General features: G+C 48.6%; 14 protein-coding genes and 1 tRNA gene. 14 read left to right on the top strand and 1 reads right to left on the bottom strand.

Annotated elements, in window-relative coordinates:
• Positions 1 to 5 precede the first annotated feature (5 nt).
• The 9 genes from cmk to Q4563_RS01605 all read left to right on the top strand — a co-directional run bounded on the left by cmk (position 6) and on the right by Q4563_RS01605 (position 9,576).
• Positions 6 to 656: a (d)CMP kinase gene (gene cmk / locus Q4563_RS01645; protein ID WP_336623024.1), complete on the top strand. Its 651-nt coding sequence runs from the start codon at positions 6 to 8 to the stop codon at positions 654 to 656.
• Positions 657 to 858: 202 nt separating this feature from the next.
• Positions 859 to 2,214: a phosphomannomutase CpsG gene (locus Q4563_RS01640; RefSeq protein WP_303603398.1), complete on the top strand. Its 1,356-nt coding sequence runs from the start codon at positions 859 to 861 to the stop codon at positions 2,212 to 2,214.
• Between the two features lie 31 nt (positions 2,215 to 2,245).
• Positions 2,246 to 3,151, top strand: a complete 906-nt coding sequence (gene galU / locus Q4563_RS01635) for a UTP--glucose-1-phosphate uridylyltransferase GalU (RefSeq protein ID WP_215977512.1) — start codon at positions 2,246 to 2,248, stop codon at positions 3,149 to 3,151.
• A 364-nt stretch (positions 3,152 to 3,515) separates the two neighbouring features.
• Positions 3,516 to 5,195, top strand: a complete 1,680-nt coding sequence (rpsA, locus tag Q4563_RS01630; protein ID WP_215977776.1) for a 30S ribosomal protein S1 — start codon at positions 3,516 to 3,518, stop codon at positions 5,193 to 5,195.
• Positions 5,196 to 5,426: 231 nt separating this feature from the next.
• A complete protein-coding gene (ihfB, locus tag Q4563_RS01625) occupies positions 5,427 to 5,717 on the top strand; it encodes an integration host factor subunit beta (protein WP_215977511.1) in 291 nt (96 codons plus the stop codon).
• Between the two features lie 44 nt (positions 5,718 to 5,761).
• Positions 5,762 to 6,061, top strand: a complete 300-nt coding sequence (locus Q4563_RS01620; RefSeq protein ID WP_303603397.1) for a LapA family protein — start codon at positions 5,762 to 5,764, stop codon at positions 6,059 to 6,061.
• Position 6,062: 1 nt separating this feature from the next.
• Entirely contained in the window at positions 6,063 to 7,253 is a 1,191-nt protein-coding gene (lapB, locus tag Q4563_RS01615; protein ID WP_215977509.1) for a lipopolysaccharide assembly protein LapB, read from the top strand.
• 368 nt (positions 7,254 to 7,621) lie between these two features.
• Positions 7,622 to 8,578, top strand: a complete 957-nt coding sequence (locus Q4563_RS01610; RefSeq protein ID WP_303603396.1) for an NAD-dependent epimerase/dehydratase family protein — start codon at positions 7,622 to 7,624, stop codon at positions 8,576 to 8,578.
• Complete coding sequence (locus Q4563_RS01605; RefSeq protein WP_303603395.1) at positions 8,578 to 9,576, top strand: MraY family glycosyltransferase; 999 nt, start codon at positions 8,578 to 8,580, stop codon at positions 9,574 to 9,576. The genes Q4563_RS01610 and Q4563_RS01605 overlap by 1 nt, the downstream gene beginning before the upstream one ends.
• A 48-nt stretch (positions 9,577 to 9,624) precedes the next feature.
• Here the strand turns inward: Q4563_RS01605 and Q4563_RS01600 are convergent, their stop codons facing one another.
• The gene (locus tag Q4563_RS01600; RefSeq protein ID WP_215977505.1) at positions 9,625 to 11,544 is read right to left on the bottom strand and encodes a polysaccharide biosynthesis protein; all 1,920 of its coding nucleotides are present in this window, start codon (positions 11,542 to 11,544) and stop codon (positions 9,625 to 9,627) included.
• Positions 11,545 to 11,775: 231 nt separating this feature from the next.
• Between Q4563_RS01600 and Q4563_RS01595 the strand changes: the two genes are divergently transcribed.
• From Q4563_RS01595 to Q4563_RS01575, 5 genes are all read left to right on the top strand, one after another.
• A tRNA-Val gene (locus tag Q4563_RS01595) sits at positions 11,776 to 11,852 on the top strand.
• An 830-nt stretch (positions 11,853 to 12,682) separates the two neighbouring features.
• Entirely contained in the window at positions 12,683 to 15,487 is a 2,805-nt protein-coding gene (locus tag Q4563_RS01590) for a bifunctional aconitate hydratase 2/2-methylisocitrate dehydratase (RefSeq protein ID WP_303603394.1), read from the top strand.
• A 799-nt stretch (positions 15,488 to 16,286) separates the two neighbouring features.
• Positions 16,287 to 16,703, top strand: coding sequence for a hypothetical protein (locus Q4563_RS01585; RefSeq protein ID WP_303603393.1), 417 nt, complete (start codon positions 16,287 to 16,289; stop codon positions 16,701 to 16,703).
• A gap of 147 nt (positions 16,704 to 16,850) precedes the next feature.
• On the top strand, positions 16,851 to 20,405 hold the full coding sequence (locus Q4563_RS01580; protein WP_303603392.1) for a hypothetical protein: 3,555 nt from the start codon (positions 16,851 to 16,853) through the stop codon (positions 20,403 to 20,405).
• A gap of 134 nt (positions 20,406 to 20,539) precedes the next feature.
• Positions 20,540 to 20,737, top strand: coding sequence for a hypothetical protein (locus Q4563_RS01575; protein ID WP_303603391.1), 198 nt, complete (start codon positions 20,540 to 20,542; stop codon positions 20,735 to 20,737).
• Positions 20,738 to 20,798 lie beyond the last annotated feature (61 nt).

Here is a 20,798-nt window from a genome sequence, read left to right as displayed (position 1 = left end):
GTATTTTGATCGTTACGATAGATGGCCCCAGTGGCGCCGGAAAAGGTACGATAAGCCAACTGCTGTCGGCCGAACTCAATGCCACATTGCTCGATAGTGGTGCACTTTATCGTTTGGTCGCACTGGCCAGTATCAAACACGCTATCGCCATAGAGTCTGTCGAGGCTTTGGTGGAGTTGGCGCGTCAGTTAGATGTGACTTTTATCAGTACTCCAAAAGGCGTTGAGGTCACGCTGGCGGGGGAAGATGTCACCTTAGCGATTCGCACCGAGCAAGTCGGTATGCAAGCCTCCAGGGTAGCCGCTATTGCCGAAGTCCGCGAGGCACTGCTACAAAGACAGCGTGATTTCGCCGCTACAGGTGCGCTGGTGGCCGACGGTCGCGATATGGGCACAACCGTTTTCCCCGATGCGGACTATAAATTCTTTTTAACCGCAAGCGCCGAGGCCCGCGCCGAGCGTCGCTATAAGCAGCTAGCAGAGCGTGGTGAAAGCGTTGATATGAACGCTTTAATTGCTGATATTCGAGACCGGGATGAACGCGATCAATCGCGCGCAAGCTCCCCGTTAAAGCCCGCCGATGATGCAGTGCGAATAGATAGCACCGATTTGGGGATTGATGAGGTGTTACAGGTCATCTTAAAGCATATAAACTAACGCCTTGTGTGCAATCACAGGGCGCGCCTAAGTTGGTGCGAAACCTGCATTGTTCTATCACAAGGCACAATCATGACAATGTTTGATTATTCCTCAAGTGTGTAAACTGCATGTGCTATGTCTTGGTGCAGTCACGTGAGAATTGATTAAAAGGGCATCGCCGCCCACGTTGACGATATAATTAGGGAGTTTGAATTCAATTATGCCCAGCCTGACATGTTTTAAAGCCTATGATATTCGCGGAAAATTAGGCGAGGAATTAAACGAAGAAATCGCCTACCGTATTGGCCGCGCATACGGTCAATTTTTAAAGCCCCAAACCGTCGTTCTGGGCGGTGATGTACGCCAAACCAGTGAGGCTCTAAAAACCGCCGTGGGCAATGGTATGCGAGACGAAGGGGTCAATATTGTCGATATCGGCATGACAGGCACCGAAGAGGTGTACTTTGCCACCAGCTTTCTAAAGGCGGATGGCGGCATTGAAGTCACCGCAAGCCACAACCCCATTGATTACAATGGTATGAAGCCGGTACGGGAAAACTCCAAACCAATCAGTGGCGATACCGGCCTTCTGGATATCAAGCGTATCGCAGAGCAGGGTGAATTCGAAACGGTTGCCGAGGCCGATCGCGGCGGCTATGAGAAAAAAGATGTGCTCGCCGATTACGTACAACACCTGTTGAGCTATGTTGACGTGGCCGAGCTGAAGCCATTAAAAATTGTGGTTAATGCCGGTAACGGTGCCGCAGGGCATGTTATTGATGCTATTGAGCAATACCTGCCGTTCGAATTTATCAAAATCCATCACGAGCCCGACGCCAGCTTTCCCAACGGCATCCCCAACCCTCTTTTGATCGAAAACCGTCACTCAACCCGCGACGCGGTAATCGAGCATGGTGCCGATTTGGGTATCGCTTGGGATGGTGACTTTGACCGCTGTTTCTTCTTCGATGAAAAAGGAGACTTTGTCGAAGGTTACTACGTGGTAGGTCTGTTGGCCGAAGCGTTCATTACTAAGGCCCCTGGCAGTAAAGTCGTGCACGACCCGAGGCTGGTGTGGAACACCCAGGCCATTGCTGAGCAGTGCGGTGGCGAGGCGGTGCAATCGAAAACCGGCCATGCCTTTATTAAAGAGTTGATGCGCAAAGAAGACGCTATCTACGGCGGTGAAATGAGCGCCCATCACTACTTTCGCGACTTTTTCTACTGCGACAGCGGCATGATCCCGTGGCTGCTGGTAACCGAATTGATGATCCGTAAATCTGCAACGCTTTCCTCAATGATGGAGGAGTGCATTGCTAAGTATCCGTCTCCCGGAGAGATTAACCGCACCGTTGACGATGCTAAGGCCTCTATTGCAAAGGTCCGGGCACATTTTTCCGGTGAGGCCAAAGCGGTTGATATTACCGATGGAATTGGCATGGAGTTCGATGACTGGCGTTTCAATTTGCGCATGTCGAACACCGAGCCCGTCGTGCGACTCAATGTTGAAAGTCGCGCCGATAAAGCACTCATGCAACAAAAAACCGATGAGATCATTGCGCTGTTAGACAGCTAATTGAAAAACTAAGGTGAAAGTGGGGTCATAAATGAGAGTTAAAAAAGCAGTCATTCCAGTCGCAGGTTTGGGAACACGCATGTTGCCAGCGACCAAGGCCTTGCCGAAAGAGATGTTACCGGTGGTCGATAAACCGTTGATTCAATATGTCGTCGATGAAGCGGCAGCGGCGGGTATTAAAGAGATTGTGTTGGTTACTCATGCCTCGAAAAACTCCATTGAGAACCATTTTGATACCAGTTTTGAGCTTGAGGCACAGCTCGAGGCCCGGCTTAAGCGTTCTTTATTGGAACAGGTGCAGTCGATTACACCGCAGGGCTTGACCGTTATATCGGTACGTCAGGCGGAGGCAAAAGGTTTGGGGCACGCGATTATGTGTGCCAAGCCTGTCATCGGTGATGAGCCATTCGCGGTGTTGCTGCCCGATGTGTTGGTCGATAGCTACGAGTGCAACCTGAAAAAAGACAATCTTGCTGGCATGGTGAGTCGCTTCGATGAAACCGGCGCTAGTCAGATCTTGGTTGAAGGCGTGCCTTGGGAGTGGGTCTATAAGTACGGCGTGGTCGATTGCGACGGCAAAGACATTGGACCTGGTAATAGCCAAAAAATTAAAGCGATGGTGGAAAAGCCACCGGTCGATGAGGCGCCCTCTAATATGTCAATCGTGGGGCGGTATGTCCTCTCGGCTGAGACATGGAATTTACTTGAGCGCACGCAACCTGGTGCCGGGGGTGAAATTCAGCTGACCGACGCACTCGACATGCTGCTAGAAAAAGAAAGCGTAGAGGCCTACGAGCTGGTAGGACGCAGTCACGATTGCGGCAGTAAGACCGGCTACATGATTGCTAACATCACTTATGGTGCCAGACATCCAGAAGTGGGGCAGGGTGTGACTGAGTTTTTGCAAAAAACCTACGCGGGCAAGAAAGACAGTTAAGCCTAGAGTAAAAGGTGGCTGAGTCGTTCTTAGAGCGCTCTGCGCGCGATAACACGACTGAAACCACGCTTATTAAGCGGCCGGAGGGGTAAAGTTCCCCTCCGGCCGCTTTTTATCTTGCCAATGCTTAATGTTTCTGCTAGCCTGCCCCACCTGCTAACATCTGCATCTGCAGAAGCAGGCAAAAACGGCGATCTTTCTCGTCATTTTGCAGACGTTAGCAGCCGATCGGTTTGTCCTTGCCAGCGAAGAGGTCAGGCCGGTTCAATTTTTTAATCGACCCGCGCTACTGGCTGTGCGGCGCTGTATCGGACATCGCTTTTCTGATGTTGCGAACGGCACTTATACAGGTATATTTGTGACCATGACTGAGAGTTTTGCAGAGTTATTTGAAGAGAGCTTGAAAACCGTCGAAATGGCGCCCGGCACCATCGTAACCGGCGTTGTTATTGATGTGGATAAAGACTGGGTGACTGTTCACGCTGGTCTGAAATCTGAAGGCGTTATTCCAGCTAATCAATTTGCCGACGAAAATGGTGAAGTTAAGCTGGAAGTGGGCGATGAAGTTCAAGTTGCCCTGGAAACCGTGGAAGACGGTTTCGGTGAGACTCGCCTGTCTCGCGAAAAAGCCAAGCGCGCTGAAGCTTGGAAAGTGCTGGAAGCGGCACACTCAGCCGATGAGGTTGTTAAAGGTGTTATTAACGGTAAGGTTAAAGGTGGCTTCACCGTTGACGTTGCTGGTATCCGCGCCTTCTTGCCTGGTTCTTTGGTTGACGTTCGCCCTGTGCGCGAAACCGCTCACCTGGAAGGCAAAGAATTAGAATTTAAAGTGATCAAGCTCGATCAGAAGCGCAATAACGTTGTGGTATCTCGCCGCGCGGTATTGGAGCAAGCAAACTCTGCAGAGCGTGAAGAGCTGTTGGCAACCCTGCAAGAAGGCATGGTTGTTAAAGGTATCGTTAAGAACCTGACCGACTACGGCGCGTTCGTAGATCTGGGCGGTGTTGACGGCCTGCTGCACATTACCGATATGGCTTGGAAGCGCATTAAGCACCCAGGCGAAATCGTTAACGTTGGTGACGAAATTGACGTTAAAGTGCTGAAGTTCGACCGCGAGCGCAATCGCGTATCTCTGGGTCTGAAGCAATTGGGTGAAGATCCATGGTTGCAAATCACTGGTCGCTACCCAGAAGGTGCCCGCGTTAAGGCTGTGGTAACTAACCTGACCGACTACGGTTGTTTCGCAGAGCTGGAAGAAGGCGTTGAAGGTCTGGTTCACGTGTCTGAAATGGATTGGACCAACAAGAACATCCACCCCTCTAAAGTTGTTAACGTTGGCGACGAGATTGAGGTGATGATTCTGGATATCGACGAAGAGCGTCGTCGTATCTCACTGGGTGTTAAACAGTGTCAGGAAAACCCCTGGGACGCGTTTGCCCGTACTTGTGCCAAAGGCGACAAGATCACCGGTAAGATTAAGTCGATCACCGATTTCGGTATCTTCATTGGTCTGGATGGCGGTATTGATGGTCTGGTTCACTTGTCTGACATCTCTTGGCACGAAGCCGGCGAAGAAGCCGTGCGTAAGTACAAGAAAGGCGACGAGATTGAGACTGTTGTTCTGGCCATTGACCCAGAGCGTGAGCGTATCTCACTGGGTATCAAGCAGTTAGAAGCTGATCCGTTCTCAGAGTATGTTGCTGAAAACGACAAAGGCACTGTGATCAAAGGTACCGTCAAAGAAGTTGATGCTAAGGCCGCTATCATCACTCTGGCTGACGACGTAGAAGCTGTATTGAAAGCCTCTGAGTTGTCACGTGAGAAAGTTGAAGACGCCCGCAACGTGCTGAAAGAAGGTGAAGAAGTTGAAGCTAAGATCATTAGCGTTGACCGCAAAAACCGCACTATCAGCCTGTCGGTTAAGTCGAAAGATGTGGCCGAAGAGAAAGCAGCTGTGAAAGAGCACTCTACCAAGCAGGCCGAGCAAGCCCAGCCTGCGACCTTGGGTGACTTGATCAAGGCGCAAATGGAAGCAAAAGACTGATTTTAGTCTGAGCTCAAAAAAGGCCAGCTTTAAAGCTGGCCTTTTTTTTGGTCTTTAATTTGTCATTGAATTTTTGTACTGCTGATTATTGTTATTCTAGATCAATAACTTACAAACTTTTCATTATGTTGGGTTTAAGTATTGCGTCTAACCTAAGTCCGTTATAAGCTAAGTTTCGATCCCCAGTTTGCTTTTTTTGCCTGGACAAAAACGGACAATCGAGATCAAGGCATGACAAAATCTGAGTTGATTGACTACATATCGGAAAAGCAGGACCATTTACCTGTCAGAGATGTTGAGCTGGCGGTTAAATTGCTATTGGATTATATGTCGGACCGCCTCGCCGAGGGGGATCGCATAGAAATTCGTGGTTTTGGAAGCTTTTCTCTCCATTATCGGGCACCGCGAATGGGTAGAAATCCCAAGACCGGTGAGGCCGTAGAGCTTGAGGGCAAATATGTTCCTCACTTTAAGCCCGGTAAAGAAATGCGCGACAGAGTTAATGAAAGCATTAATGATTGATGCTTAGGTTAGAGCTTATCGCCGCTTGTTCATAAGAGGGCATTATGAGAACAATAGGCTTTTGGGTTTACACAATTATCCTGCTAGTGGCTCTATTTGGGGGCTACCTCTTCAATTTGGAAAACAATCTACCGGTTTCAGTGATGGTATTTGGCCATCAGTTACCAGAGCTTTCACTCGGCGTTTGGTTGCTCGCTTTTTGCTTAGTAGGGCTGCTGATAGGTATGTTTGTCAGTCTGCTGCCATCCCTTGATCACAGGCGACGGGTTGCCGCTTTAAAACGTCAAAATCGACAATTGGAACAAGAAGTCCAGCTGCTGAGAAGTCAGAGCTTGCGGGATTGATATGGGCGATATCGCCATTTTTTTGTTATTGCTGGCTGGTGTTGCGATTGGCTTTCTAGCCGGTCGCTTCTCTCGTACTCGAAGTAGCAAGCAAACACACCCCAAAGATTACGCGCTTAATTATTATAAAGGGTTAAGTTACCTCTTTAATGAGCAGCCTGATGGTGCTATCGATGCATTTATCGGCGCTTTGGAGGTGAACAGTGACACCCTCGAAACGCATTTGGCGCTCGGTAATATGCTGCGCCGACGGGGCGAGGTGACCAAAGCCATTAAAGTCCACCAGAACCTATTGGCTCGCCCCGGACTTAATGTACGCCAACAGCACGAGTCACAGCTGGAGCTGGCTCGCGATTATGTCAAATCTGGCCTGCTGGATCGGGCTGAGGCACTATTATTAGAGCTGGTGAAATTATCGCCGAGCTATAAGCAACAAGCGCTCGACCATTTGGTGGAAATATACCAAGATGAAAACGAGTGGGATAAAGCCATTGCTGCGGCCAGCACCATGGATGAAAAACTGTTTCGCCCTCGCTCTGCCGCCACCTTGGCGGAACTAAAAGCTCACTTTGCCTGCGAACAAGCCGAAGAAGATTTAATCCTTAAAAGTTGGGGCAAGGCTCGCAGCCACCTACAAGAAGCTCTAAAATTTGACCGAGAGTCCGCTCGGGCCAGTCTATTGTTCGCTCAGTTAGAGTTAGGGCAGGGCCGTTATCGGGAAGCTCAAGCGCACTTACATAGGGTGCCACAGCAAGATCCAGACTACATATTGCTGGGTTTGGATATGCTTTGTGAATGTTACGACAAGCTTGGTGATGTACGCGGGTTACATAAATATTTGCTTGTACTGTTAAATCAGCACCCTGGAAATAGCTTGGTTCTAAAAGTGGCTGAACGCCTGCGCTGGACTAACGATGATTATACGGCCGCTGACTTTATTGCAGCTCATTTAAAAGAGCGACCCAGCATCAGAACGCTTAATCGTCTGGTGGAGCTGCACTTGCCCTATTCAGAGGGGAGGGCTCGCGAAAATCTACAGTTATTAAAACAACTGGTTGATCGCGTCGTGGAAGAGAAGCCAAGCTTTTGTTGCAATAAATGTGGATTTACCGGCAACACCATGCACTGGCTTTGCCCAGGCTGTAAAGCCTGGGGGACTGTGAAACCGATTCGCGGTGTCGCCGGCGAGTAACAATAAAATTTTTAGCCTGATTGCTATCTTAGCGGCACAATAGGCAGTATCGCAGCCTGTCTATTACAGTGCCTACCCATTGAGCAGTGACGGGTTTCTTTATTGCTGACCTCTAAAGCAGGGTGTTGTTCGTTTCTCTATTGCTCACCATTATGTCAAAATACCACCAACGCAAATGCACTGCAAAGGCTGTGTATTGGTATTTTTTTCAATAGAGATGCTTATGATCGCTCCTGTGTTAATGGCTAGGTTTTCTGGTGACTGTCTTAGTTTAATGCCCAGCGAGTTGGGCTCAGTACTGGATGATGAGCTAATTAACGAACAAGGTTTAACTCAAACCATAATCAAACATAAGGTCGCATACCCTTATGGATAAGCTCAACGTGCTAATTACCGGTGCAAAGGGTTTTATTGGACGCTCATTGCTGCAATTGATTTCTCAATCTTCAGGTCATCGCCTAATACCCGCTTCACATTCGCTAGCCATGCATCAGGGGCTAACGCTCGCCGCCACTGATACGATTGAGATGTTAAGTGAAAAGTTAAAAGGCGTCGAAGTCGTTGTTCATTGCGCGGGCCTGGCCCATATCGCTCGCCCAAGCCCAGCGCAAAAAAAGGCATTTATTTCGGTAAATGCTGAGTTTACCGAGAAGTTGGCTCTCGCTTGTGTAAAAGCTGGAGTCGCACATTTTATTTTTCTGAGTTCCATTGGTGTGAATGGTGAGGGGAAATGTGAGCCCTATACCGAAAAAGACAGCCCCAGCCCGCGAACACCTTACGCGCAATCAAAATATTTAGCTGAACAAAAATTATGGCAGGTGGCCGGCAACTCCGAGCTTAATATAACCATACTGCGCCTGCCTCTGGTTTACGGGCCCAACTGCAAGGGCAATATGAACAGTTTATTAAAGCTAACACAGGCGAGGCTGCCTCTGCCATTGGCAGGCATACACAACAAGCGCACCTTACTGGATGTCGATACTTTGGCGAGTATTGTCTTAGCCTGCCTCAATAATGCTAAGGTATACAATCAATTGTATTTAGTGGGCAGTGCCGAGCCTGTATCCACTCCTGATATTATGCGCAGCTTGGCTGAGGGCTCCAAGGTGTCGTTAACCCTTTTTACTTTGCCGTCGGCTTTATTAAAAGCGGCTGCTTTTGTCTTGGGGCAGCAAAAAAAATTATCAAAACTCACCTCTGATTTAACCGTCGACTCTTCAAAGTTGCACGCTGCTTTAAATTTCTCTTCGGCAGCGAGTGTCTCCACCCGGCAAAGCTTGATCGCCTACGCTCGCCACGCTCAATCACCCAAGGGGGCTGACTAATGGCGCTACTTTTTTTGGGGTTTGTGCTAGGTGCACTCTTAACCGGCGCCATTCGTATGGCTGTCAGCAAAATGCATATGCTTGACGTTCCCGGTGAGCGCAGCTCACACACATTAGCCACGCCGCGTGGCGGTGGCGTGAGCATTATACTTATCGCTATAGTCGGTGGTGTATTGCTGTTGCCCGTACAAACCGTCTGGCCAATACTGTTGTCAGCATTGTGGGTGGGGTGTGTGGGTTTGTACGATGATTATCGACAAGCGTCGCGTCGATTGCGGTTGATCGTCCAATTGTTGTCGGCCGCGGTGGCTGTCTTTTGCATCCGTCCCGAGGCGCTGTCACTGAGTGGTTGGTTGCTCACTGGTGTGTGGTTATGGTTGTTACTGCTGGTGTGGTTTGTCTGGTGTACCAATTTATATAACTTTATGGATGGTATTAATGGCTTGGCAGCACTAGAGGCCATCAGTGTGTTGCTTTCCTTATGTTTTTTGTTAGGCGTTGAGTACACAGAGTTAGCACATTATTTTTTACTGTTGGCTGGCGCCGTATTTGGCTTTTTACTTTGGAATTTCCCCAATGCAAAAATATTTATGGGTGACTCTGGCAGTGCCTTTTTAGGGGCTTTGTTTGCGGCGCTGAGTGTTTATTTTGTGGCGACTAATGCTGTGATGTTTTGGGCCCTGTTGATTTTAATGGGTGTCTTTGTGGTGGATTCAACTTGCACCTTACTGAGACGCGCAATTTTGCGACAAGCCATTTTTAACGCTCACAGAACCCACGCCTATCAATACAGTGCTAGGGCTTTACAATCGCATACAAAGGTAACGCTTTTGGCTGTCGTGGTAAATGTGTGTTGGTTGTTGCCATGGGCGGTAGCAGTGGTGGTGGGGTCGGTATCAGGTGTTGTAGGGTTGTTGGTCGCTTATACCCCATTAGTGTCTATCGCTTTGAGGTTGAAGGCGGGTAAGCCAGAAAAGGAAACGGTAGGCCAGCATTAAAAAATTTCACTAGCGGCGGGTGAGACTTAGAAAAGTCTATTGGGTTATTTATTTAACCACGCGTAGAACGCCGCTGTGTGACTTATGTAGCCACACCGCATCTCCAAGTGCTTCTTGGGTGGTATAACCGGTGGGGGCTGTCATCAGCAGTTCTCGCACCCGGTCGCAACTGTAATCGTGGCAAGCGGTATCGAGATCATCCAATATGACTTTTGTTTCGGGCCAGGTTAAACAATACTCTTCAGCGCGCATAATGCGATCGTGATCGGTGCCACTGACATTATCGCCAATTAAAAGCTCTTCATAGAGTTTTTCACCGGGGCGTAAACCCGTGTAGGTGACATCGATATCGCCATCGGGCTCGGTTTGTGATTTAACCGTCAGGCCCGATAGGTGAATCATGCGTTTGGCTAAGTCATCAATTTTAACCGGCTCACCCATATCCAAGACCAGTACATCGCCACCGGTTCCCATGGAGCCGGCTTGAATAACCAATTCTGCCGCCTCAGGAATAGTCATAAAATAACGAATAATTTCTGGGTGGGTGACGGTAACGGGGCCACCGGCTTTGATCTGTTGGCGAAACAGGGGGACTACTGAGCCCGATGAACCCAATACATTACCAAAACGCACCATGCTGAACCTTGTACTGTTCTGGCGTTGTGACAAGCCTTGCAGTACCAGTTCTGCCATACGTTTCGAGGCACCCATAATATTGGTGGGGCGAACGGCTTTGTCGGTAGAAATGAGTACAAAAGATTCTACCCCGGCACGTATAGCTGCCTCAGCGGTGTACCAGGTGCCATAAACGTTATTGCGTACACCTTCAACGATATTGTGCTCAACCAGTGGTACATGCTTATAGGCGGCGGCATGGTAAACGGTTTGTACACCAAAGGTGCGCATTACTGTTTCTACACGGTGTTCTTTTTGCACCGAGCCGAGTAGGGGGATAATCTCAAGCTTAAGATTATGTTCGCTGGCAATGCTCTTAAGCTCAGACTCCAGACGGTACAGGCTGTATTCATTCAGCTCAAACAATACGATTCGGCGCGGTTTACGCTGAATGATTTGTCGGCAAAGCTCGCCTCCAATGGAGCCGCCGGCGCCGGTGACCATCACTACTTTGCCAGATATACAGGCACTTAGTAGTTCGGTATTGGCTTTAACCGGGTCACGGCCGAGCAAATCTTCAATATCAACGTCACGTATATGCTCAATTCGGGCCCGGCCACTGATCAAGTCGGGAATGGCCGGAGCAGTCTGTACGGTAACGCCTAATGGCTCGAGTCTTTTAATAATCTGAGCTCGGCGCGAGTGAGGGGTGTTTCCCAGTGCTAGCAATACTCGTGTGGCACTGCATTTACGGATAATTTCCGGAAGCTGCTCGGGGCTCTGAACCTTAATGTTGGCAAAAACCGAGCCTTGGCGAGCGCTGTCATCATCGATAAAGGCGACGACTTTATAGTTTGTAGCTTTAAGCGCCAGTCGCAGCTGGTGCCCGGTATAACCGGCGCCGTACACAATAACCGGCTCGCGTTTGCCGACTCGGGTGCCATCCAGCACCATGGCGATATGGTGCACCAGTAAACGGGGGCCACCGAGCAATATTAGGCTGACGGTTAAGTAAATAAAGGGGACGGAACGAGGTATAAATGAATGGGTATAGAAACTGCCCACGGCTAGGGTTAAAGCTGAGAAGCAGCTGCCTAAAAATACAGTATTGAGCGCCTGTGGCGTCATGTAGCGTAAAATAGCGCGGTACATGCCCATTTTGATAAAGGCGATCAGGGTAAATACGATGGTAATGCCTAGGGTGCCAAGCTCTCTTTCGGTAATGGGGATGTCGAATTTGCCCAGACGTAGGCAGACAGAGGCGTAAAGGGCGATTGCAATCGCAAAGGTGTCGTAGGCGAGAGAAACTAACCGTTTGGTCGTTCTTGATGAATCAAATAACGCTTTTAGCATTAAAAAGGGCCTAGTGGTCAAAAACACGCGATCTACATCCTTAAGCGGGGCTATTATACGGTATTTGTCGAGAAAGAGTGAGTCTCAACACGTAATTCGCCTATTATTGGGCACTCGTTGGCTAATATCTGTTTTAATTTGTTAACTAGGGGGCTGAAAAACACTTGCCAGTGTTGCCAACCCTTGATAAAGTTCGCGCCCTGTTGAGCGCAATGCTCGCAGCGCCTTAGTACGACCGTAGCTCAGCTGGTTAGAGCACCACCTTGACATGGTGGGGGTCGGTGGTTCGAGTCCACTCGGTCGTACCAATTTCCCTCTATTTTCTTTACCTATCGTTTATGTCGCCTAGGGCGGCGCCAGTTCTATGGTCTGCGCTTATTGATTGATGGTGAGTATGCGACTGGAAAGCTGAACAGGGGATTAATAATAGGCAGTTATTTCTGTTGTCTCATTTTCTCCTCTGGCTCCCAATTGTTTGACTCTTGTGTTTGCGCTTTTATCGAGGCTTGATATTGGAGTGAGTTGCCAGTTGCACCCGCGCTAGAAAAACTCTTGTCAATGGCGCTATTAGGCCTAAAAGTGGCGATTTAACGCCATCGGTGGGGGTAATTGCATCAACAGATATCGCCCTAGATATAGTCATTTTTGGCGGCAGTCTGTATGATGCGAGCCCGGTATCTCACCTTCCACGATCGGCAGTTGTGCGATACACACCCACTTAGTTTGTTTGTTGGTTCAGTCCGCAGCAGGAAAGTATTGGCTAACCGTGTTGGCTTACCTACCTATGTGTCGCCCATAAGGATTACCGGCCGGGCCGACGTATTGCGAATTGGATAATACGAGTGGGCCGCCCAATAGCGGTCCAGCTGTATTGGTCTGGGCTCAATCGGCCCGGGTCTGCGCAACAAGCCATGGTTACATAAGTAATCAGCCTTGTAAGTGGGGTGTATGGCGAGCATAGATTGCGGTAATAAAAAAACTAAAAAGTAACGAGTGATAGCCTGCGGTGGTGTTGTTTGCCTAAATTGATGGGCTGGCGGTGCTTAAATGTGTCCAGTTTTTCTTAGAAGCGTGTGCGCCTGCGCAATGGCGACACAAATACAGCGCTTGTATAAAGAGTTGAGTCAGGAGAAGTATTATGAGTTTATATGCAGAGTATTTGGCTGAGATCGAAACCCGCAAATCGGAGCTAGGGTTGCAGCCCAAGCCCATCGACAGCGCTGATTTGCTGTCTGAAATTATCGAGCAAATCAAAGAGACCGGGCACGAGCACCGCGAAGACTCATTGAAGTTCTTCATCTACAACACCTTGCCAGGCACCACCAGTGCCGCAGGCGTTAAAGCGGTATTTTTAAAAGATATTATTCTGGGCAAAGAGACGGTTGCCGAAATCACCCCCGAATTTGCGTTTGAGTTGCTCTCGCACATGAAAGGTGGCCCGTCTATCGAAGTGCTGCTTGACTTGGCGCTTGGGAATGACGAAGCGATCGCCAAATCTGCCGCTGAAGTATTAAAGACCCAGGTGTTTCTGTACGAAGCCGATTACGACCGCTTGAGCGCAGCGTATAAAGAAGGCAACGCACTTGCCAAAGAGATTCTGGAAAGCTATGCCAAGGCCGAGTTTTTCACCAAGCTTCCCGAATTGGAAGAGACCACCGATGTTGTCACTTATGTGGCTGCGGTGGGTGATATTTCTACCGATTTATTATCGCCAGGTAACCAGGCGCACTCTCGCTCTGACCGTGAACTGCACGGCCAGTGCATGATCACCCCCGAAGCGCAGCAAAAAATTCAAACGCTACAAGCCGACAACCCAGGTAAAAAAGTGATGTTGGTGGCCGAGAAGGGCACTATGGGTGTAGGTTCATCACGTATGTCGGGTGTTAACAATGTGGCGCTGTGGGCCGGCGAGCCCGCCAGTCCGTACATTCCATTTGTGAATATGAAGCCTGTCGTGGCGGGTACCAATGGTATTTCCCCCATCTTTTTAACCACCGTTGGAGTTACCGGTGGTATTGGCCTTGATTTGAAAAACTGGGTCAAAAAGACCGATGCCGATGGCAAAGTCATCAGAAACGATGCCGGTGAGCCCGTGCTGGAGCAAGTCTACTCGGTAGACACTGGCACCGTACTGACCATCAACTCTAAAGAGAAAAAGCTGTATAAAGACGGTGCCGTTGTCGCGGATGTTGCGGACGCATTCACCCCACAAAAAGTGGAATTTATGCGCGCTGGCGGTTCTTACGCTGTGGTATTCGGCAAGAAGCTGCAAACCTTTGCCGCCGAAGTGCTCGGAGTTGAGCCCGCTGACGTCTATGCTCCCTCTAGTGAAATATCTCACGCCGGCCAGGGCCTGACTGCGGTAGAAAAAATCTTCAACAGAAACGCCGTGGGCGTTGCCTCTGATGCGCCGCTGCACGCCGGTTCCGATGTTCGAGTTAAGGTGAACATTGTCGGCTCGCAAGACACTACCGGCTTGATGACCTCGCAAGAGTTGGAATCCATGGCCGCAACCGTGATTTCACCTGCGCTCGACGGAGCCTATCAGTCCGGTTGTCACACGGCGTCTGTGTGGGATAAAAAAGCGCAAGCCAATATCCCGCGTCTGATGTCATTTATGAATAACTTTGGCCTGATTACCGCGCGTGACCCTAAGGGTGAATACCCGGCTATGACCGACGTGATTCACAAGGTGCTGAATGACATTACCGTCGATGACCAAGCCATTATTATTGGCGGTGACTCCCACACGCGTATGTCCAAGGGTGTTGCCTTCGGTGCCGACTCGGGTACCGTGGCCATTGCTTTGGCAACGGGTGAGTCGGCCATGCCTATTCCAGAGTCCGTTAAAGTAACCTTTAAAGGTGAAATGGCTGACCACATGGATTTCCGCGATGTGGTACACGCAACCCAAGCGCAAATGCTGAAGCAGTTTGGTGGCGAAAACGTCTTCCAGGGGCGTGTTATCGAAGTGCACATTGGCACCTTGCTGGCAGACCAGGCGTTTACCTTTACCGACTGGACCGCCGAGATGAAGGCGAAAGCCTCTATCTGTATTTCTAATGACGAAACACTGATTGGCTCTCTCGAATTGGCTAAGAGCCGTATCCAAATCATGATTGATAAGGGTATGGACAACGAAGCAAAAACCCTTGCCGGTTTGATCGCACTGGCTGACAAGCGTATTGAAGAAATCAAGTCGGGCACCAACCCGGCGCTTAAGCCTGATAACACTGCAAAATACTTTGCGGAAGTTGTGGTTGATTTGGATCAGATCAACGAGCCGATGATTGCCGACCCAGACGTAAACAACGACGACCCGTCGAAGCGCTATACCCACGACACCATTCGCCCCGTTTCATACTACGGCGGTGATAAAACCGTTGATCTGGCCTTCGTGGGGTCGTGCATGGTGCACAAAGGCGATATGCAAATCATCGCCCAGATGCTGCGCAATATCGAAGCCGATAAAGGCGCCGTTGAGTTTAAAGCACCATTAGTCGTGGCACCGCCGACCTACAACATTGTGGACGAGCTAAAAGCCGAGGGCGACTGGGCGATATTGCAGAAGTACTCCGGTTTTGAGTTTGACGACAGCCACCCGAAAGGCGAAGCGCGCACCAAGTACGAAAACATTATGTACCTGGAGCGCCCTGGTTGTAACCTGTGTATGGGCAACCAAGAAAAAGCCGAGCCGGGCGACACTGTACTGGCAACTTCTACGCGTCTGTTCCAGGGCCGTGTAGTGGCTGACAGCAACGACAAGAAAGGCGAGTCACTGCTTGGCTCGACACCGCTTGTGGTACTGTCCGCCGTGCTGGGTCGTATGCCAACGGCCGCTGAGTATGTGGCAGCGGTTCGCGGTATCAAACTGACGGACTTCCGTCCGCCGGTTGAGGCCATGACAACGGATGCGAAAGCTGAGCCGGTTAAGATGGTTTAAGCTTTAACCGTAGTATGGTTTTGTGGAATGCGCACCTTTTAAGGTGCGCATTTTTTTTGTTTGTTGTGTGGGGTTTTGGGGTGGGTTTTGCGTCGGTCTTCAGACGTCGATTTTCATTTCCAGTCAGACATCCGACATCCGACATCCGACATCCGACGTGTATATCGCCCTCTGTCGCCGGGCGGGCGAGCTACTTCTTTGGTGAGCAAAGAAGTAGCCAAGAAACTCACCCCGCACATCTCAGCCCTTCGGGTTCCCGAATTCAAGCCAATTTTGAGGGTCGGAAAAGATCGCTTCCCAGCGCTTTTCCTTAATTGCACGTCCATGTGCAATTAACCCACAAAATTAGCTCGAATTCGGCTGGATGAGATGGGGAAGGGGACTTCGTAGTAGGTTTGGTTTTTGGATCTGACATCAGACACTCACATTATCCATGCGTGCTTACCCACAGAAATAGCGCGAAATGAGGCTGGATGCGATGGGGAAGGGGACTTCGTAGAGATCTCTCTTTTTGCGTCAGACATCAGACGCTCAACCCCAATTGTTGGCTTCGTACGCTTATCCACACGCAGACGCACGCTTTGCGGTTTTCAATATATAAAAAAACCTTTATAGTCAGTGTCTTAACCAAATTGGAAGGTTAGATAACAAGACCCCGTGTGCGAGATAATGCGCACGCTCGCTTTGCTCTCCCTTCCCTAAACTAATGAATAAGTTAATTCGCTTAGAAATCAAAAGCTTGTGTCGTATTCCTGGCCTTTTCTCAAGGAGCGATAACGCGCATGCGCGATATGCAAATATGAAAAACATCGAAGAAATATGCTCAAAATTTATAAAAGCAATTAACGGAATTGAACCCTTAAAGCGTCACATGTCTTTTAAAGACTTTCCTTCTGGAAGCTGTGGTTCCTCAACTGAAATCATTGGAACTTACTTAAAGCAAAATGGGTTCGGTGACTTCCAATATATTGAAGGTAGCACCAAAAAAATTGGCTCACATGTTTGGGCTCAGCAGGGAGATCTAATCGTTGACATTACAGCGAATCAATTTCCTGAAATTTCAAACTCAATAATTGTTACTACTTACTCAGAGTGGCATAATAAATTTAGAGTCAATTCACGTCATGTAATTGATATAGTTGGTGTCAACGAAAATGCACGTTTCCCTATATTGCCATTTTATAAAAAACTTTGTGTCATAGTAGAAAATGAATAGCAAACGCATGCAGTCAGAAAAATAACTCGCTGCGCTCACAATTTTCTGCTGTTGCGAGCGTCATACGGCTGAAGCCGAGCCTTATTGATACAAAAAATTAGGCTAAACCAAACTAATAAAACAAGATAAAAGGGATTATTTCAATAAATGGCAACGGATGGAAAGCAACTCAGTAATCCATTTTCAACAGGCAGTGGTGGCGCAAGATTTGAGGCCAATATCCAGGCCACATTTGTTACTTTAATGTTGAGTGGCGGATACGCTCCTTGCCTGCCATCATGGCCAATCGCAGAAATCAAGCTACAGGGCAAGGTAGCAGGCTATGATACAGATGATCTGATAGTATTTGTTGAAAATCCGGTAAACAATGAACGCCGACGATTGCTTGGACAGGTAAAAAACTCGATAGCAATTACCGCCAAGAGCAAATTATTTGCCGAGGTTATTCACGCAGCCTGGAATGATTTTAATAACCCCGATGCCTTTACTAAAGGTAAGGACGTAATTGCTCTAATCACAGGTCCAATCAATGCCACCGATTCCGATGGTGTTAATGGGCTGTTAGAACATGCCCGCCACACACGCGATGCTGATGAGTTTTTAACCCAAGTGGAGCGGGCTCATTTTTGCTCAGATAATGTCAGGAATAAACTGATAGCCTTTAAAGCACAGCTCAAAGTCGCCAATAAAGGCAGTGATGTTGATGAACAAGAATTGTACGATTTCCTTAAACATTTTCATCTTCTCGGTTATGATCTTGCAAAAAAGGGAAGTGCAATTTCGTCACTGCTGAATTCGCACATTGCTCAGTTCAATAAGGATATCCCCGATAAAATTTGGTGCCAGATAGTCAATGAGGTACAAGATTTTAATCAATACGCGGGAACAATCACTCTTAATAATCTACCTGATGATTTGGTCGAGCATTTCAGAGAGCGTGAGATTACACATATACCTAAGGAGCTCGCCAAGGAAGAAATAAAAGGTGACGTCGAGGTACAGCCAGTTGCAACTGATTGGAATCAGCACGCATCTGCTCAAAAGCTGGCAGCTGCAAATCTAATCGGTAGTTGGAAAGAAAACAATGAGGCAGACATCGCGATTGTTACGCAGATAGTTGGGGAGGACTACAGCAACTGGATAGTTGAACTGCGAGAGACCTTGCAAGTTCATGATTGTCCGTTGTCTTATAAAAATGGTTTATGGAATTTCAAAGATCGTTTGAACTCCTGGCAGGAGTTAGGAGGCAGGCTTTTTGACAATCACTTGGATACTTTCAAAGCCGTTGCCCTAGAGGTTCTCAGAATTGAAGATCCTTCTTTTGAGTTGCCGGGTGAAGAGCGATACGCTGCTACCATCCATGGAAAGGTTTTACCGCATTCTGTCAATTTGCGTGAGGGCTTGGCGGAATCATTAGCACTTATCGGTTGTCGGGCAACCTCTTTAATTAATTGTACGCAGGGCAAGGCAGATGTTATTGCAGCATTATCAGTGCGTGAATTGTTCGAGGAAAGTGATTGGGTTCTCTGGGGTAGCCTGAACAGCTTGCTACCAATCCTTTCAGAAGCGAGTCCAGATGAATTTCTATCGGCAGTAGAAAATGCTATAGATTCCACGTCTTCACCCTTTGATAGGTTGTTTGAGCAAGAAGATACGGGGGTTTTCGGCAGAAACTATATTACTGGTCTTCTATGGGCGCTTGAGGGTATCGCCTGGGAGGAGACTTACTTGAGCCGTACTGCGGTTGTTTTAGCAGAGATAGCCTCACATGACCCGGGGGGTAACTGGGTAAATAGGCCCGGTAATTCGCTGACAGATATTTTTCTTCCCTGGTTACCACATACAACAGCTTCGATTGAAAAGCGGCAGGCTGCACTTAAGACAATCTGTGTTGAGCAGCCTGAAGTCGGGTGGAAGTTGCTGGAAAGCTTACTTCCAAATCAACATTCAACGACTTCTGGAACGCATAAACCTAGCTGGAGAGAAACGGTACCTGATGAATGGGGGAAAGGTGTTACGAATAACGAATATTGGGAGCAGTCACGGTTTTGTGCTGAATTGATTGTTGAACAGGCGGGCTTCAATATCGTTAAGCTCGCGTCTTTGGCGCGTAACTATGATCACTTGCCACCGCCAGCCTCTGAAATGTTGAGAGATAAGCTGGCATCTGATCATTGTTTAAAGCTCTCTGAGGAAGAGCGTTTGCCACTCTGGGGGGCACTGTGCAAATTAATTGCCCACCACCGCCGTTTTCCAGATGCCAAGTGGTCCTTAGGGGATGATTCTCTACTTCCAATTGAGGAAATAGCAAGTCAATTGGCGCCCCAAAGCCCTAGCTTACTGAATAAGCGCCTGTTTTCAGATATTGATGCTTATCTTTATGAAGGCGATGGAGATTGGCAGGTAGAACAAGAGAAATTATTCCAAATACGGAAAGCAGCCATAGGGGATATCTTGGGCGAAGGAGGCCTTCCTCAGGTTCTAGAGTTTGCTCGGACAGTTACCAATGCTCATCTTGTGGGTGATGTGCTGGCGGACATGGATCAACCTGAATTTGATACAGACCTCTTACCCGGCTTGCTGGACATGGCAGATCAAAAGCTTTGGTCGTTCGTAGCTGCCTATGCATGGCGTCGGAGGTTCATGGGTGGCTGGCAGTGGTTTGATGAGATTAATAAGGCAGGCTGGGAGCCAAAGCAGATAGCCTTACTGCTGTGTGCTTTGCCGTTTGAGAGAAATGCCTGGGATAGAGCTGCACAGTTGCTTGGTGAAAACGAAGATGAGTACTGGAATAACACCAGCGCTAATACCTATCAGGCAGAAGACGATACTGAGCATGCTCTCGGGAAGTTGCTTGAGTTTGGCAGGCCAAATGCTGCGGTTGAGGGGTTTGCGAGAGACTTATATAAGAAGAAAGATATCAACCCAGAATTGGCCTGTGACGCTTTGTTGGCGTTAGTAAAGACCGAAGAGCCTACTGGAAGAATTGACAGTTACCACATCACCAAAATCATTAAAGCTCTTCAAGAGAATGCTGCTACCGATCAAGATAAGCTCTTTCATGTTGAATGGGCATATGTGTCTTTTCTTGACAGGCATAGTGATGGTTCCCCAATCACCTTGGAAAACAGGCTCGCTTCCGATCCCAGCTTTTTCTGTGAGCTTATTCAATTGATCTATTGTGCTAAGGACGCAGAGCCAGAAGAGCCTTCCGAGCAGCGTCGTAGTATGGCCACCAATGCATACCGTTTACTTTCTTCATGGAGAGTTGTTCCAGGCACTCGGGCGGATGGAGAGTTCGAACCAGATGCGTTTACGGGGTGGCTGACTGCCATGGAAGAAATAGTCAAGGCCTCGGGGCATTATGATGTTGCGATGATTCAGCTTGGGGATGTGCTAGTCAATTCCCCAGAGGGGTCAGATGGCTTATGGATTCACCCCGTGATTGCAGAAGCAATGAATAAAAGAGATCGCTCTAGCCTACGCGATGGATATAGCACGGGCATTTATAATTCTCGAGGTGTCCACACAGTTGACCCTGAAGCTAAGCCTGAGATAGCGTTAGCCGAAAAATATCGGCAGCGAGCCGACCAGGTTGAGAATGTTGGATACCAACGATTAGCTACGACCTTGCGGGGTGTGGCCGATAGCTATGATCGAGACGCTGAACGAATCATTTCACGCGGTGGTGTTCCATATTAAGGAGTCGTATAACAAGCGACTGTGATTCAACCCGTAGCTAAAAATATTTAATACGCCCACTCCTGACCATTACGAATCATAGCGTTTATGATGGTCAAGAACTTCCTCATAGCTGCTGTTAAAGCGACATTTTCATGTCGACCGACGAATCTTCGCTAGACATTACTCAATTGTCAGAAAAAGTCTCGCACTTATTGGCTAATGGTGGGGATTATAGCGTCGTTATTCAGGCTGATAACAGCGTAGCTCATGCAGAACAAGTTAGAGCGATTCTACAAAAGCTTGGGGTGCAGGAGCGCCATATCGCTATTGCTCGCCCTGTCCTTAACTGATGAGCCAATCCGGGTGCAGAAGGGGCTGGCGCGCTCTGGTGGGCCTATTTTGACCTTGATG

The organism is Gilvimarinus sp. 1_MG-2023 (assembly GCF_030548285.1).
This window is presented reverse-complemented; position numbering and strand designations above follow the sequence as displayed.

Excerpts from the sequence above, each read along its gene's own strand:
- Q4563_RS01640 (WP_303603398.1), top strand. The coding sequence starts at position 859 with ATGCCCAGCCTGACATGTTTTAAAGCCTATGATATTCGCGGAAAATTA.
- galU (WP_215977512.1), top strand. The coding sequence starts at position 2,246 with ATGAGAGTTAAAAAAGCAGTCATTCCAGTCGCAGGTTTGGGAACACGC.
- rpsA (WP_215977776.1), top strand. The coding sequence starts at position 3,516 with ATGACTGAGAGTTTTGCAGAGTTATTTGAAGAGAGCTTGAAAACCGTC.
- ihfB (WP_215977511.1), top strand. The coding sequence starts at position 5,427 with ATGACAAAATCTGAGTTGATTGACTACATATCGGAAAAGCAGGACCAT.
- Q4563_RS01620 (WP_303603397.1), top strand. The coding sequence starts at position 5,762 with ATGAGAACAATAGGCTTTTGGGTTTACACAATTATCCTGCTAGTGGCT.
- lapB (WP_215977509.1), top strand. The coding sequence starts at position 6,063 with ATGGGCGATATCGCCATTTTTTTGTTATTGCTGGCTGGTGTTGCGATT.
- Q4563_RS01610 (WP_303603396.1), top strand. The coding sequence starts at position 7,622 with ATGGATAAGCTCAACGTGCTAATTACCGGTGCAAAGGGTTTTATTGGA.
- Q4563_RS01605 (WP_303603395.1), top strand. The coding sequence starts at position 8,578 with ATGGCGCTACTTTTTTTGGGGTTTGTGCTAGGTGCACTCTTAACCGGC.
- Q4563_RS01600 (WP_215977505.1), bottom strand. The coding sequence starts at position 11,544 with ATGCTAAAAGCGTTATTTGATTCATCAAGAACGACCAAACGGTTAGTT.
- Q4563_RS01590 (WP_303603394.1), top strand. The coding sequence starts at position 12,683 with ATGAGTTTATATGCAGAGTATTTGGCTGAGATCGAAACCCGCAAATCG.
- Q4563_RS01585 (WP_303603393.1), top strand. The coding sequence starts at position 16,287 with ATGAAAAACATCGAAGAAATATGCTCAAAATTTATAAAAGCAATTAAC.
- Q4563_RS01580 (WP_303603392.1), top strand. The coding sequence starts at position 16,851 with ATGGCAACGGATGGAAAGCAACTCAGTAATCCATTTTCAACAGGCAGT.
- Q4563_RS01575 (WP_303603391.1), top strand. The coding sequence starts at position 20,540 with ATGTCGACCGACGAATCTTCGCTAGACATTACTCAATTGTCAGAAAAA.